Genomic DNA, 13,672 nt, shown 5'->3' on the forward strand with positions numbered 1-13,672 from the left:
CCGGGCGTCAGTCGCAGTGGGCCGTCAGACCCTCCTCCGTGCCGCCCGAGAGCTTCGAGGACTCCGCGACCTTGGCCATGATGCGGCCGAGTGCCGCGAACTCCTCCGGCTCCAGCGCCTCGACCATGATCCGGCGCACCGCCGCGACATGGCCGGGTGCGGCGGCTTCCAGGGCCGCGCGGCCGGCGTCGGTCATCGTGCAGTTCACTCCGCGCCGGTCACCCTCGGCGGCGCGGCGTTCGACCAGCCCGCGCGACTCCATGCGCGCGACGGTGTGGGTGAGCCGGCTGCGCGACAGCACCAGGCCGTCGGCGAGCGTGGACATCCGCATCGTGAGCTCCGGCGCCTCCGACAGCTGCACCAGCAGGCTGTACTCGCCGAGGGAGAGGTCGAGGGTCCGGTCGTGAACCGCGCCGAGCGCCTCCACGAAGCGCGCGGTGCCCTCCAGATAGTGCCTCCATGAGCCCTGCTGCTCCTCGGTCAACCAGATGTCCTGCTGCTCGACCGTCTCTACTGCCATGCTGCCCACCACCTTCGTGCCTGCTCCGACACCTCTGGGAATACGTTACGGGACCCGCTATGTTGGACCTGACCGTGACTAGTTGATCTCTCAACTATCCGCCCTGAACGCCGTATCGACAAGGAGTCCTCTCTCATGGCCACCCCGCTCCCCGCCGGACTCACCACCGGCACCTACGACATCGACCCCTCGCACACCACCGCCGCCTTCTCGGTCCGTCACGCGGGCATCGCGAAGGTGCGCGGCACGATCGCCGTCGCCTCCGGCACCATCACGGTCGGCGATGACCTCGAGTCGTCGAGCGTCACGGCCGAGCTGGACGCGCAGTCGGTCAACACCGGCGACGCCGGTCGCGACGGCCACCTGAAGAGCGCCGACTTCTGGCACGCCGACGAGAACCCGGCCTGGACCTTCTCGTCCACGGCGATCCGCCCCGACGGTGACGCCTACATCATCTCGGGCGACCTGACCATCAACGGCGTCACCAAGGGTGTCGAGCTGGAGACCGAGTTCGCCGGCACCGCCAAGGACCCGTTCGGCAACGACCGCGCCGGTTTCGAGGCCTCGCTCGAGATCAACCGCAAGGAGTTCGGCCTGACCTGGAACGCCTCGCTGGAGACCGGCGGCTTCCTGGTGGGCGAGAAGGTCAAGATCACCCTCGACGTCAGCGCGATCGCCAAGGGCTGACCCTGGCTGACGTTCGTTCAGCAGGCTCCAGGAGACCACCCACGTGGGGCTTCCAGCACCCTGGAGCCTGCTGAACCTGTCTCAGCAGACCTGCGCAGGCCTCAGCAGACCTCAGAGCGCCGCGGCTCGCGTCGCCGCGTGGAAAGCCAGGATCTGCAGCTCGCCGCCGACGTCGACCGAGCGGACCACGACGTCGTCGGGCACCTGGAGCGCGACGGGCGCAAAGCTGAGGATCTCGCGCACCCCGGTGGCCACCACGGCGTCGGCGACGTCCTGGGCCACGTGACCGGGCAGCGCGAGCACCACCATCGAGACCCGCTCCCGCTGGATCACCTCCGCAACGCCGCGCACGTGCTCCACGGTCACGCCGGCCACACGGGTACCCACGACGTCGGGCGAGGCGTCGAGCAGGGCGACCACCTGGAAGCCGCGCGTCGCGTACCCGGAGTAGTTCGCCAGGGCGTGCCCGAGGTTGCCGATGCCGACGATCGCGAGCCGGTGCTCCGTCTCGAGGCCCAGGGCGACGGTGATGTACGAGGCGAGCGACTCGACGTCGTACCCCACGCCGCGCGTGCCGAACGAACCCAGGTACGACAGATCCTTGCGCAGCTGCGCCGAGCTCACGCCCGACCGTTCGGCGAGCTCCGTCGAGGAGGTCAGCGCGACTCCCTCGGCCGCTAGGTCCCGCAGGGCGCGCAGGTAGTACGGCAACCTCCCTACGGTTGCTGCCGGAACTGTCCCGTCACTGAGTTCGACCACGTGCTGCTCCCCTCCCCGCGACCACTGTGTCGCGGGCGTACGCACACACTGCCGGGATGATCATGCCAGGAGGCGGGCCAGGCGCGCACCGTCCACGCGCCAGAATCCTTGCTGGACCCCGTCCACCTCGAGCACGGGGACGTACTCCCCGTACTTCTCCCGCAGTGCGGGCGCGCTGTCGATGTCGACCTCGCGCCATCCGGCTCCCGCACCAGCACACACCTGGACGACGACGGCGCGTGCGTCCTCGCACAGATGACACGCCGCGCGCGTGTACAGGACCACCCGGGCTTCGGCAGGACTTGTCACGACCCGAGGTTACGTCACGTGCGGGCTGCCGAACGGCCGGTGTCCGGAAGCCGTCCGTCCGCCCAGCGCACTCCCCAGGCCAGGACGAGGAAGACGACGGCGACGAGGGTCGCGTTCAGCAGCGCGCCGCCGAGGCCGAGCACGTTCACGTCGAGGAACGGATACGGGTACCAGCCGGTGGCCGCGCCCCGGAGGAAGGTGTAGACCAGCCACGCGATCGGGTAGACGACCGACCACCACACGGTTCGCGCCGACACGCGAGGCCGCGGTCCGACCCACAGCCAGACGACGACGGCGAGGAGCGGCGCCAGGTCGTGCAGCATCGCGTTCGCCACGGCGCCCGACGGCGTCAGCGTCGTGAGACCGCGCAGCACCGTGTTGTAGACGATCCCGGTGACCGCGATGCACAGCAGCGCGTCCAGCCGCAGGACGCGGAAGACCGGGCCGTCGCGGCGCGGGTCGGCCGCGAGCGCGAGCGAGACCCCGCCGATCAGCAGGTTCGACTCGATGGTGAAGTAGCTGAAGAGCCGGACGATGCGCTCGGCGTGCGTCGGCGCGATGCCGGGGCCGCTGACGAGAGCGGTGACGAGCTCGATGGCGACGCCCCCGAGTGCCAGCACGGCCACCAGCAGGTGGAGGAATCGTGCGAGGGTGGCCCGCTCGCGCATGCTGTTCTCTTGCGTCACGCCCTGGTTCTACCACCGGCCGACCCCGGGTGCCTGGTGTGACTTGCACGACGTGGCACGCGGATAGAGTGACCTCCATGCCGTCGACGCACCCCTCGTCCGCCACCGCGGCGTTCTTCGACGTCGACAACACGATCATCCGCGGTGCGAGCGCCTTTCACCTGGCCAAGTCCGCGTACCAGCGCAAGTTCTTCGGCACGCGGGACATCCTGAGGTTCGCCCTGATCCAGGCGCGCTACCTGGTGTGGGGCGAGAACCGGGAGCAGATCGACGAGGTGCGCAACCGCGCCCTGTCGCTCATCGCCGGCCGCACCGTCGCGGAGGTCGCCACACTCGGCGAGGAGGTGTGGGACGCCGTGCTGTCCCTGCGGATCTATCCGGGCACGCGCCGCCTGCTCGACGAGCACATCGCGGCGGGCCACCAGGTCTGGCTCATCACTGCCACGCCGGTGGAGATCGCGCAGCTCATCGCGCGCCGCCTGGGTGCCACGGGAGCGCTCGGCACCATCGCGGAGCACAAGGACGGCTTCTACACGGGCCGGCTCAACGGCGACCTGATGCACGGCCAGGCCAAGGCGGACGCCATCGTCGAGCTCGCGGAGATCAACGACATCGACCTCGACGAGAGCTACGCGTACGGGGACTCGCTGAACGACCTGCCGATGATGCGGGCGGTGGGGCACCCCTGCCCGATCAACCCCGACCTGCGGCTGCGCCGGCACGCGCAGGAGGTGGGCTGGCCCATCCGCGAGTTCCGCGGGCGGTCGCAGCGTGCGGCGGGCCGTAGTGTGCGGACGGCCTCGTGGGCCGGCGCCGCGTGGGTGCTGGGCCTGGTGCTGCGGGCGGCGCGCCGTCGGCTGCAGGGCCGCTAGCCCGGCCGCTTCGGGCCAGGGCTGCCCCGGCTGCCCCGTCCGGAGCCGGCCCCATCTTCTTCGAGGTCAAAGTTTCTTTGTTCTGAATCGATTCATAGAGGAGAAAGTTAGACCTCGAAGGAGAGGGGGCGGCCGGATCCACCCCGGGCACGAAGAAGGCCCGGCCCACGAAGGGCCGGGCCTGCTCGTCACGCGCCAGAGGGCGCGGGCGTCACTTCTTGTTGCGGCGCTGGTGGCGCGTCTTACGAAGCAGCTTGCGGTGCTTCTTCTTCGCCATACGCTTGCGGCGCTTCTTGATGACGGAGCCCATAGGTCCTCGCAATGTTCGATCGGTCGGCGGCAGCCCGACGACGGGCCGCTCAGCGAAATGGTCCACGGTTGGTCCGGGACAGTGACGCCAGAGTGACGATGGCCGACCAACACGAAAGGGAGTCCGCTCCCTAGGCTACCTGGTCTGACGCGCGCCCCGTAATCGACGGCGGTGTGAGGTGCGCCGAACCGGTCCTGGCGGCCGCGTCACGGCCACGTCACGGCCGCGCGGCGAACCGCTCCAGGAGCTCCGCGTGACCGGAGCAGACGAGCAGGTCGTTGGCCGAGACGCGGGTCTCCGGCGTCGCATAGACGAAGTCGACGCCCGGGGACTTCACACCGATCACCGTGACGCCGTAGCGCTTGCGGATGTTCGACTGCGCGAGCGTGAAGCCCTGCGCCTCCTTGGGCGGGCGCATCTTGACGATGGTGAACCCGTCCTCGACCTCGATGTAGTCGAGCAGCTTGCCGCTCACCAGGTGCGCCACGCGCGAACCGGCGTCGGCCTCCGGGAAGACGACGTGGTGGGCGCCGATCCGGGTCAGGATGCGCCCGTGCTCCGCGGAGATCGCCTTGGCCCAGATCTGGGGCGTACCCAGGTCGACCAGGTTGCCGGTGATCAGCACCGACGCCTCGAGGGACGAGCCGACGCCGACCACCGCCACGCCGAAGTCCTTGGCACCGAGCTGCTCCAGCGCCTCCGGGTTGGACGCGTCGGCCTCGACCAGCGGCAGCCGGCCGGACCACTGGGCCACCAGCACCGGGTCCTGCTCGACGGCGAGCACGTCCTGGCCCAGCCGATCAAGAGTCGAGCCGATCGCCGACCCGAACCGGCCCAGGCCGATCACCAGCACACCCGCATCCCGCTCGGGCTTCTTCTCCGGCACGGTATTCCTCTCTGGCTGCTCGTCCGACGTACGGGTCACGATAGTGACCTGACGTCCGGCACGTGCGTCATTCGATGCTGTCTGTCGGCTGAGACCTGCGTTTCGTTCCGGGCGAGCGCCTCGTCCCTCGGCCCTCACCCTGCACTGCACTCCAGCCTCACCCGATGATGGGTCGTTCCTCGGGGAAGCGTACGATGCGCCGCCGGTCGCGCAGCGCCAGCACCGCCACCACCGTCACCGCTCCGGTGCGCCCCACGAACATCAGGAGGGCCAGCACGTACTTCCCGGAGTCGGGCAGGCCCTGTGTGATCCCCGTGGACAGGCCGACGGTAGCGAACGCCGACAGCACCTCGAACAGCACCTGGGACAGCTGGAGGTCCGTGATCTCCAGCAGTGCGATGCACGAGACGAGCACGATGCTCGCCCCCGTGAACACCACTGCGATGGAGAGCCGGAGGACGTCACGCGGGATACGCCTGCCGAACGCCTCGATGTCGCGGTCACCGCGCGCCTCGGCCACGATCGCGAGCAGCATGACGGCGAGCGTGGTCACCTTGATGCCGCCCGCGGTCGACGCGGACCCGCCGCCCACGAACATCAGCGCGTCCTGGATGAGCCAGCTCGACTGGGTCATGGCGCCGACGTCGACGGTGCTGAACCCGCCGGAGCGCGGCATGATCCCGGCGAAGACGGACGCCAGCACCTTGTCGCCGAGGCTCAGCGGCCCGAACGTGTCCGGGTTGGACCACTCCAGGATCAGGAGCAGGAGCGCACCGACGACGAACAGCACGCCGCTGGTCACCAGCGTGAGCTTGCTGTGCAGGGACAGCCGCTTCGTCCAGTTGCGCCACCGCTGGCCGGGGCGGGGCAGCGCCCGCTGGATGTTGAGGATCACCGGGAAGCCGAGCGCACCGATGAACACGCCGAGGGCGATCGGCAGCACGAGCGTCCAGTCGCCGACGTGCGGCATCAGGCCCTCGGCGGTGGGCACGAACCCCGCGTTGTTGAACGCGGAGATCCCGTAGAACAGCGCGTGCCAGGCAGCCGTACCCACGTTGTCCTCGATGACCACCAGCCGGGGGAAGATCAGCAGGGCGATCGACAGCTCGAGCGTGGTCGCCGTGATGATGATGACCCGGACCAGCGAGCCGACGTCGCCCAGCCGGCTCGTCTTGGTCTCGGACGCCGTGAGCAGCTTCTGCGTCAGCCCGATCTTGCGCGACACGATCATGCCGAGCAGGGAGGCGACGGTCATGATGCCGAAGCCGCCCACCTTGATGCCCGTGAGGATGACGATCTGCCCGTACAGGGACCAGTAGGTGGCCGTGTCCTGGACCACGAGCCCCGTCACGCACACGGCGGAGACCGCGGTGAACAGGGCGTCGACGAAGCGCGCGCCTTCACCGTCGGCCGTCGCGAAGGGCACCATCAGGAGCAGCGCGAACAGCCCCACCACGCAGGCGAAGACGGTCACGGCCAGTCGCGCGGGTGCCCGGAAGGCCAGGTCATCGACCAGCTCCCGGAGCCCGAACAGCCGGTGCCGCAAGCTCCGCGCCATCCGACCTGCTCCCTCCACGATGACTTTCGATCGACGCCTAACTCTGCCACGCCGCCGAGGCCGTTCTGAGCAGAAACCCTCGGGCGCCCGCCAGTCCGTTACCGTGGGCGGGTGCACCTCGCCCGGCTGGTCTGGAGTCCGCGACTGCTCGAGTACGACTTCGGACCCGGGCATCCCATGTCGCCGACCCGGCTCGACCTCACGATGCGGCTCATCGAGGCGCTCGGCCTGCTGGACCAGCCCACGCTCGAGCTCGCGAACGCCGAGCTGGCCTCCGACGCCGTGATCGAGACGGTGCACGACGCCGACTACGTGGCCGCCGTCCGGCACGCCGGGAGCACGCTGGAGCCCGACGTCGCGCGCGGGCTGGGCACCGACGACGACCCGCTGTTCGCCGGGATGCACGAGGCCGCCGCGCGGCAGCTCGGCGGATCCGTCGACCTCGCCGACGCCCTCTGGACCGGCGAGATCACGCACGGCGTGAACGTCGCGGGCGGTATGCACCATGCGATGCCGGGGGCGGCGTCAGGCTTCTGCGTCTACAACGACGCCGCGGCGGCGATCCGGCGCCTGCTGGACCGGGGCGCGGAGCGAGTGGCGTACCTGGACCTCGACGCCCACCACGGCGACGGTGTCGAGGCGATCTTCTGGGACGATCCCCGCGTGCTCACCGTCTCGATCCACGAGGACGGCCGCACCCTGTTCCCGGGCACGGGCGCGTCCGCCGACGTCGGCCGGGGCGCCGCCGAGGGCAGCGTCGTCAACATCCCGGTACCGGCGCGCACCACCGGCGCGGCCTGGCTGCGGGCGATCGACGCGGTCGTCCCCGCGGTGGTCAGGGAGCACCGGCCGCAGGTGATCGTCTCCCAGCACGGTTGCGACGCTCATGGGCGCGACCCCCTCTCGAACCTGAACGTGTCGGTGGACGCGCAGTGGACGGCGCAGCGGTGGGTGCACGCCCTCGCGCACGAGCACGCCGAGGGCCGCTGGCTGGCCCTGGGCGGTGGCGGGTACGCGGTGTCCGACGTCGTCCCGCTCGCCTGGGCGGCCCTCGTCGCCGAGGCGGCGCACGTGCCGCTGGAACGGGGCTCCGAGCTGCCCGCGGAGTGGCGCGCCGCGGTCGAGGCGATGGGCCTGGAGGCGGCGCGGACGCTCGGCTCCGGTGAGGTGCCGTTCCGCAGCTGGCGCGACGGCTACGACCCCGCGGACGCCGTGGACCGCGCGGTCCAGGCCACCCGCAGGGCGGCCTTCCCCCACTGGGGCCTGGACCCGCTGCTGGATTGAGGGACCCCGGCCCGGGCTGGTCGGCAGTTCGTCAGGTAGTCGGTAGCTCGGAATGCCGACCACCTGACGGACTACCGATCACCCTGGCGGGTACATGCTCCGTTCACCCCTGTTACATCCGCGTCAGGGAATCTCTGGGCCATGCGACGTCGCTTCGCCGCCCTGCCGGCTGCCCTGCTGCTCCTGTCCACCCTGGTCCCGGCCTCGGCCGCCGCGAGCGGCGGGCCCGGTCGGCCGGCACCCGGCCCGGCGACCGTCACCACGTCGGTGGAGACGCCCCCGCTGTACGACGACGAGGCCGGCGGCAACGCGTCCGGCGACGACCCCGCCATCTGGGTGCACCCGGAGGACTCCGGCCGGTCGCTCGTGGTCGCCACGGCCAAGGAGGGTGGCCTGCGCGTCTACTCCGTGGCCGCGACCGAGCTGCAGTCGGTCGCGGCCACGGCGGCACCCCGTGCGGACGGCGTCGCGGGCCGGTACAACAACGTGGACATCGCCTACGGCCTGGACGTGGCCGGCAGGGCGACGGACGTGGCCGTCGTCTCGGACCGGTACAACGACCAGATCCGCTTCTTCGCCATCGACCCGGCCGGGGCCGACGCCGCCGTACCGCTGACCGAGATCACCGTACCCGAGCTGGAGTTCCTGTTCAGCCCGGACCGGGAGACGGTTGCCGAGGACCAGACGGTGTACGGCCTGGCGGTCTACCAGCCGAACGATCACGAGGCCTACGCGGTGGTCACGCAGGAGGGCAACGCCACCATCGCGACCGCCCGGCTCACGACCGGCCCGGACGGCGTCGGATACACCGACGTCGAGCACCTGGCGATGCCGAGCGAGTTCAACCTGCCCGACGGCACCACCTGGCTGCCGTGCGAGGAGCCCGGGGTGGGTCCGCAGCTGGAGGGCCTGGCCGTGGACCGGCGGACCGGCACGCTGTACGCGGCGCAGGAGGACGTCGGCCTCTGGCGGTTGCCGCTCCCCCTGGGTTCGGGCGCGCCGCGCCTGATCGACAAGGTCACCGACTTCGGCGTGCATGACGCCTACGACCCCGAGACCGAGGAGTGCGCCCCGGTGGACCTGGAGGCGCCGTCGTACGGGGGCAGGAACCTGACGGCCGACGCCGAGGGCGTGGACATCTGGTACGGGCCCGGACGCACCGGCTACGTGCTCGTGTCGAGCCAGGGTGACGACACCTACGGCGTCTACGACCTGACCGGACGCAACCGCCCGCTCGGCAGCTTCCGGGTGGCCGGGGACGGCGTGGACGACGTCAACGGGTCGGACGGGATCGCGGTCTCCAACGCGCCGGTCGGCGAGTACGAGTCAGGGCTGCTGGTCACCCATGACGAGCCCGAGACGGGCCCCGACGTGGACCCGGACCGCGAGGAGGACGCCACAGGCTTCTCGTACGTCCACTGGGGCGACGTCGCGAAGGCCCTCCGCCTCCGCTGAACCCTCTGCTCCGCAGGTCGAGCCCGCCGAGGTAGTCATCTGGCGACGTAGACGTGCAGCGAGGTAGTCGTCCAGCGCGAACTGGATGACTACCTCGCTGCACGTCTACGTCGCCAAGTGACTACCTCGCCAAGTGACTACCTCGGCGGGGCGGGCGGGTCAGCGGGCGGCCGCGGCCCGCTTCTTGTTCCAGACGTCGAACGCGACGGCCAGGAGCAGGACGATGCCCTTGACGATCTGCTGCGTCGACTGGTCGATGCCCATGAGCGACATGCCGTTGGACATGACGGCCATGATCAGGCCACCGACCATCGCGCCGGTCACGGTGCCGATGCCGCCGGTCACGGCGGCGCCACCGATGAAGCACGCCGCGATCGCGTCGAGCTCGAACATGTTGCCCGCCGCGGGCTGCGCGGCGCTCGACCGGGCGGAGAACACGATGCCCGCGATCGAGGCGAGGAAGCCCATGTTCACGAACATCCAGAAGTTCACGCGCCTCACGCGAACACCGGACAGCTGCGCGGCGGCGAGGTTGCCGCCGATGGCGTAGACGTGCCGGCCGAACACGCTGTGCTTGGTGACCAGGGTGTACGCCATGACCAGTACGGCCAGGATGATCAGCACGGCAGGCAGGCCGCGGTACGTGGCGAGCTTGTACGCGAACCACATGACCACGGACGCGATCACCACGAGCTTCAGCACGAACAGCACCGGCGCCTCGACGGTCTGCTTGTAGGCGATGCGCGCACGGCGGTTACGCCACGAGTTGTACGCGAAGCCCAGCACGCCGATCGCGAAGATGACGAGCGTGAACGTGTCGTAGCCGTAGCCGCCGAGGAGGGCGGGGACGAATCCGGTGGCGATCGAGCTGTACTCCGCGGGGAACGGCGAGAGCGAGACGTTGTTCAGCACCTCGAGCGTCAGGCCGCGGAAGAGCAGCATGCCCGCCAGCGTCACGATGAACGCGGGGATACCGACGTACGCGACCCAGAACCCCTGCCAGGCCCCGACCAGGAGGCCCGTTCCGATGGCGGCGAGAACGCCGACCCACCAGGGCATCCCGTTCCGGATCACGAGCACTGCCGCGACCGCGCCGGTGAGCGCCACCACCGACCCGACCGACAGGTCGATGTGCCCGCCGATGATGATGATCACCATGCCGATGGCAAGGATGAGGATGTACGAGAACTGCAGCACGAGCGTGGTCAGGTTCCGGTCGCTGAGCAACAGTCCGTTGGTCAGCACCGAGAACAGCGCGACGATCAGCACGAAGGCGATGTAGATGCCGCTGGTGCGGATGTTGCGGGTGAACAGCTCCCGGATGTTGGCGATGCCGGTCATGCCTTCGTCTCCTGTGCGGTCTCCTGCGTCATGAGAGCCATGAGTCCTTCCTGGGTGGCTGAGGCCACGTCGACCTCGCCAGTGATGCGGCCGAAGGCCAGGGTGTAGATGCGGTCGCAGATCCCGAGGAGCTCGGGGAGCTCCGAGGAGATGACCAGCACGGCCTTCCCGGACGCGACCAGCTTGTTGATGATGGTGTAGATCTCGTACTTGGCGCCGACGTCGATGCCCCGGGTGGGCTCGTCGAGGATCAGCACCTCAGGCGCGGTGTACAGCCACTTGGACAGCACCACCTTCTGCTGGTTGCCGCCCGAGAGCTTGCCCACCTCCACGAGCACGTTGGGGGTGCGGATGTTCATCGACTCGCGGTACTCGCCCGCGACCTTGAGCTCCTCGTTCTCGTTCACGAAGCCGTGCTTCGACAGCTTGCCGAGCCCCGCCGCCGAGATGTTGCGCCGGATGTCCTCGATGAGGTTCAGCCCGTACTGCTTGCGGTCCTCCGACACGTAGGCGATACCGGCCTTGATGGCCTCCGGCACGCTGTGGACGTCGACCTCCTCACCGTGCACGTAGGCCGTACCGGAGATGTCCCGGCCGTACGAGCGGCCGAACAGCGACATCGCGAGCTCCGTGCGCCCGGCGCCCATGAGGCCGGCGATACCGACGACCTCGCCGGCGCGGACGTTCAGGTTCGCGCCCTCGACGATGACGCGCCCCGGCTGGGTCGGGTGGTACACCGTCCAGTCCTCGACGCGCAGCACCTCCTCGCCCGGGTGCGACTCGCGGTCGGGGTACCGGTTGTCGAGGTCACGGCCCACCATGCCCCGGATGATGCGGTTCTGGATCGCCTCGGACGAACCTCCCGCCTCGGCCATGTCGAACGTCTCGATCGACTGGCCGTCCCGGATGATCGTGGTGCGGTCGGCGATCTCGGCGATCTCGGCGAGCTTGTGGGAGATCATGATCGACGTGATGCCCTGGCTCTTGAACTGCCGGAGCAGGTCGAGCAGGTGCTCGGAGTCGTTGTCGTTCAGCGCCGCCGTCGGCTCGTCGAGGATGAGCAGGCGCACGTCCTTCGAGATCGCCTTGGCGATCTCCAGGAGCTGCTGCTTGCCCACACCGAGCGCGGAGACAAGAGTCGTCGGCGACTCCTTCAGCCCGACCCGCTCGAGCAGCACCGCGGCCTCGGCGTTGGTCCGGTTCCAGTCGATGGCGCCCCCGAGCCGGCGACGCTCGTTGCCGAGAAAGATGTTCTCGGCGATCGACAGGTAAGGCACGAGCGCGAGCTCCTGGTGGATGATCACGACGCCCCGTGCCTCGGAGTCGTTGATGTTGCCGAACTGGGCGTTCTCGCCGTCGAGCACGATGTCGCCGTCATAGGTGCCGAACGGATACACCCCCGACAGCACCTTCATCAGGGTGGACTTGCCCGCCCCGTTCTCGCCGCAGATCGCGTGGATCTCGCCTCGACGGACAGTGAGGTTGACGTCCTGGAGCGCTTTGACCCCAGGGAATGTCTTGGTGATGCCGCGCATCTCGAGGATGTCGGTCGGCGCCGAATCGGCCATGCCAGTCCTTGTCGCGTACTTGTCGCCAATAGTGATGTTGCGGGGTGTCCGATACCGACGCCGCCGGTCTGGTCACCGCGGTCAACCGGTGGTCGAGCGTGTCGGGACCTGAGTCCCCACACGCTCGACCACCGGTTGACCGCGGTGACGTCAGCGACGTCGGACCGGTCTCGTCAGCAGGTCAGTCCTACTCGTCGACCTGGCCGGAAGCGACCTCGTCCTCGGTGAGGTAGCCGGACTCGACCAGCTCGGCCTCGAGGTTGTCCTCGGTGACGATCACCGTGGGGAGGAGGTACGACGGCACGACCTTCACGCCGTTCTCGTACGTCTCCGTGTCGTTGGCCTCGGGCTCGTTGCCCTCGAGGAACGACGTCGCCGCGGTGACGGCCTGCTCGGCGAGGAGCCGGGTGTCCTTGAAGATCGTCGAGTACTGCTTGCCGTCCACGATCAGCTTGGCCGAGGCCGCCTCGGCGTCCTGGCCGGTGATGATCGGCATGTCCAGGTCACCCTTGCCGTAGCCGGAGTTCTCCAGCGCGGTGATGATGCCGCGGGACAGCACGTCGGCGGGCGCGAGCACACCGTCGACGTTCGTGTCACCCGCGCTGTACGTGGAGGTCAGCAGGTCCTCCATGCGGCTCTGCGCGCCCTCCTGCTCCCAGCGCTGGATGGCGACGGTGCCGAACTCGGTCTGCTCCGAGGGCACGACAAGCGTCTCGTCGTCGATGTACGGCTGGAGCACGGACATGGCGCCGTCGAAGAAGAACCCGGCGTTGTTGTCGTCGGGCGAACCGGCGAAGAGCTCGATGTTGAACGGGCCCTCGGGCGCGTCAGCGGCCGGCTCGCCGCTCTCGTCCAGGACGCCCAGCCCGGTCAGCAGCGAGGTGCCCTGCTGCACGCCGACCTCGTAGTTGTCGAACGTGACGTAGAAGTCGACGTTCTCCGAGTCGCGGATGAGGCGGTCGTACGAGATCACGGGGATGTCCGCGGCAGCAGCCTGCTCGAGCTGGCTGCCCAGCGCGGTGCCGTCGATGGACGCGATGATGAGCGCCTCGGCGCCCTTGCTGATCATCGCCTCGATCTGCGACTGCTGGGTCGGGATGTCGTCGCCCGCGAACTGCAGGTCGACGTCGTACCCGGCCTCCTCGAGACCCGTCTTGACGGCATCGCCGTCAGCGATCCAGCGCTCGTAGGTCTGGGTCGGCATGGCGACACCCACGAGGCCGCCTTCCTCGCCGTCCCCGCCACCGCCACCGGCGCCACCGCCGGCACCCTCGCCGCCGCATGCGGCGAGCGAAACAGCCATCGCGCCCGTTGCCAGCGCGGCCAGACCGCGCTTGGCCCACAGCTTCCTTGCCATGACGTCTCCTCTTCGAGTTTGCCCGGGCACGTCTCTGCGACCCGGCCGACTTCACATTGTGAACGCAACAGATTGTGAAC

The 13,672-nt window shown here is 69.4% G+C and carries 14 protein-coding genes; 4 read left to right on the top strand and 10 right to left on the bottom strand.

Going from position 1 to position 13,672, the window contains the following annotated elements; genetic code table 11:
* Window positions 1–7 precede the first annotated feature (7 nt).
* Window positions 8–520: a MarR family winged helix-turn-helix transcriptional regulator gene (locus tag LUU90_RS23000; RefSeq protein WP_275006288.1), complete on the bottom strand. Its 513-nt coding sequence runs from the start codon at window positions 518–520 to the stop codon at window positions 8–10.
* A 135-nt stretch (window positions 521–655) separates the two neighbouring features.
* Between LUU90_RS23000 and LUU90_RS23005 the strand changes: the two genes are divergently transcribed.
* Window positions 656–1,207 carry a YceI family protein gene (locus LUU90_RS23005; protein WP_275006289.1) on the top strand — a complete coding sequence of 184 codons (552 nt, stop codon included), beginning with the start codon at window positions 656–658 and terminating at the stop codon, window positions 1,205–1,207.
* A 111-nt stretch (window positions 1,208–1,318) separates the two neighbouring features.
* Here the strand turns inward: LUU90_RS23005 and LUU90_RS23010 are convergent, their stop codons facing one another.
* Genes LUU90_RS23010 through LUU90_RS23020 form a run of 3 tightly spaced genes read right to left on the bottom strand, consistent with a single transcriptional unit; the run spans window position 1,319 to window position 2,961 of the window.
* Window positions 1,319–1,966 (bottom strand): redox-sensing transcriptional repressor Rex, encoded by a 648-nt coding sequence (locus LUU90_RS23010; protein WP_275006290.1) that lies wholly within the window; start codon window positions 1,964–1,966, stop codon window positions 1,319–1,321.
* Between the two features lie 60 nt (window positions 1,967–2,026).
* Entirely contained in the window at window positions 2,027–2,275 is a 249-nt protein-coding gene (locus tag LUU90_RS23015; protein ID WP_274997758.1) for a glutaredoxin family protein, read from the bottom strand.
* A gap of 14 nt (window positions 2,276–2,289) precedes the next feature.
* The gene (locus tag LUU90_RS23020) at window positions 2,290–2,961 is read right to left on the bottom strand and encodes a Pr6Pr family membrane protein (RefSeq protein WP_275006291.1); all 672 of its coding nucleotides are present in this window, start codon (window positions 2,959–2,961) and stop codon (window positions 2,290–2,292) included.
* Between the two features lie 77 nt (window positions 2,962–3,038).
* Here LUU90_RS23020 and LUU90_RS23025 point away from each other — a divergent pair, with 77 nt between their 5' ends.
* Window positions 3,039–3,833 (top strand): HAD family hydrolase, encoded by a 795-nt coding sequence (locus tag LUU90_RS23025; RefSeq protein WP_275006292.1) that lies wholly within the window; start codon window positions 3,039–3,041, stop codon window positions 3,831–3,833.
* A gap of 211 nt (window positions 3,834–4,044) precedes the next feature.
* On the opposite strand, the gene LUU90_RS23030 is transcribed toward LUU90_RS23025, so the two are convergent.
* From LUU90_RS23030 to LUU90_RS23040, 3 genes are all read right to left on the bottom strand, one after another.
* Window positions 4,045–4,143: a 30S ribosomal protein bS22 gene (locus tag LUU90_RS23030; RefSeq protein ID WP_003792170.1), complete on the bottom strand. Its 99-nt coding sequence runs from the start codon at window positions 4,141–4,143 to the stop codon at window positions 4,045–4,047.
* 217 nt (window positions 4,144–4,360) lie between these two features.
* The gene (locus LUU90_RS23035; protein WP_274997755.1) at window positions 4,361–5,029 is read right to left on the bottom strand and encodes a potassium channel family protein; all 669 of its coding nucleotides are present in this window, start codon (window positions 5,027–5,029) and stop codon (window positions 4,361–4,363) included.
* A 157-nt stretch (window positions 5,030–5,186) separates the two neighbouring features.
* Complete coding sequence (locus tag LUU90_RS23040) at window positions 5,187–6,587, bottom strand: TrkH family potassium uptake protein (RefSeq protein WP_275006293.1); 1,401 nt, start codon at window positions 6,585–6,587, stop codon at window positions 5,187–5,189.
* Between the two features lie 111 nt (window positions 6,588–6,698).
* Between LUU90_RS23040 and LUU90_RS23045 the strand changes: the two genes are divergently transcribed.
* Entirely contained in the window at window positions 6,699–7,871 is a 1,173-nt protein-coding gene (locus LUU90_RS23045; RefSeq protein WP_275006294.1) for an acetoin utilization protein AcuC, read from the top strand.
* 141 nt (window positions 7,872–8,012) lie between these two features.
* Window positions 8,013–9,326: a phytase gene (locus LUU90_RS23050; protein ID WP_275006295.1), complete on the top strand. Its 1,314-nt coding sequence runs from the start codon at window positions 8,013–8,015 to the stop codon at window positions 9,324–9,326.
* Window positions 9,327–9,485: 159 nt separating this feature from the next.
* On the opposite strand, the gene mmsB is transcribed toward LUU90_RS23050, so the two are convergent.
* The 3 genes from mmsB to chvE form a co-directional block, all read right to left on the bottom strand.
* On the bottom strand, window positions 9,486–10,667 hold the full coding sequence (gene mmsB, locus LUU90_RS23055; RefSeq protein ID WP_275006296.1) for a multiple monosaccharide ABC transporter permease: 1,182 nt from the start codon (window positions 10,665–10,667) through the stop codon (window positions 9,486–9,488).
* Window positions 10,664–12,235, bottom strand: a complete 1,572-nt coding sequence (mmsA, locus tag LUU90_RS23060; RefSeq protein ID WP_275006297.1) for a multiple monosaccharide ABC transporter ATP-binding protein — start codon at window positions 12,233–12,235, stop codon at window positions 10,664–10,666. Before mmsA ends, mmsB begins: the two co-directional genes overlap by 4 nt.
* A gap of 187 nt (window positions 12,236–12,422) precedes the next feature.
* A complete protein-coding gene (gene chvE, locus LUU90_RS23065) occupies window positions 12,423–13,592 on the bottom strand; it encodes a multiple monosaccharide ABC transporter substrate-binding protein (protein ID WP_275006298.1) in 1,170 nt (389 codons plus the stop codon).
* Between the last annotated feature and the right edge of the window lie 80 nt (window positions 13,593–13,672).

Origin of the sequence: Promicromonospora iranensis (assembly GCF_028994775.1) — a bacterium.
Classification (GTDB): Bacteria; Actinomycetota; Actinomycetes; order Actinomycetales; family Cellulomonadaceae; genus Promicromonospora; species Promicromonospora iranensis_A.

Coding starts and splice junctions, on each gene's coding strand:
- LUU90_RS23000 (WP_275006288.1), bottom strand. CDS start 520: ATGGCAGTAGAGACGGTCGAGCAGCAGGACATCTGGTTGACCGAGGAG.
- LUU90_RS23005 (WP_275006289.1), top strand. CDS start 656: ATGGCCACCCCGCTCCCCGCCGGACTCACCACCGGCACCTACGACATC.
- LUU90_RS23025 (WP_275006292.1), top strand. CDS start 3,039: ATGCCGTCGACGCACCCCTCGTCCGCCACCGCGGCGTTCTTCGACGTC.
- LUU90_RS23030 (WP_003792170.1), bottom strand. CDS start 4,143: ATGGGCTCCGTCATCAAGAAGCGCCGCAAGCGTATGGCGAAGAAGAAG.
- LUU90_RS23040 (WP_275006293.1), bottom strand. CDS start 6,587: ATGGCGCGGAGCTTGCGGCACCGGCTGTTCGGGCTCCGGGAGCTGGTC.
- LUU90_RS23050 (WP_275006295.1), top strand. CDS start 8,013: ATGCGACGTCGCTTCGCCGCCCTGCCGGCTGCCCTGCTGCTCCTGTCC.
- mmsB (WP_275006296.1), bottom strand. CDS start 10,667: ATGACCGGCATCGCCAACATCCGGGAGCTGTTCACCCGCAACATCCGC.
- mmsA (WP_275006297.1), bottom strand. CDS start 12,235: ATGGCCGATTCGGCGCCGACCGACATCCTCGAGATGCGCGGCATCACC.
- chvE (WP_275006298.1), bottom strand. CDS start 13,592: ATGGCAAGGAAGCTGTGGGCCAAGCGCGGTCTGGCCGCGCTGGCAACG.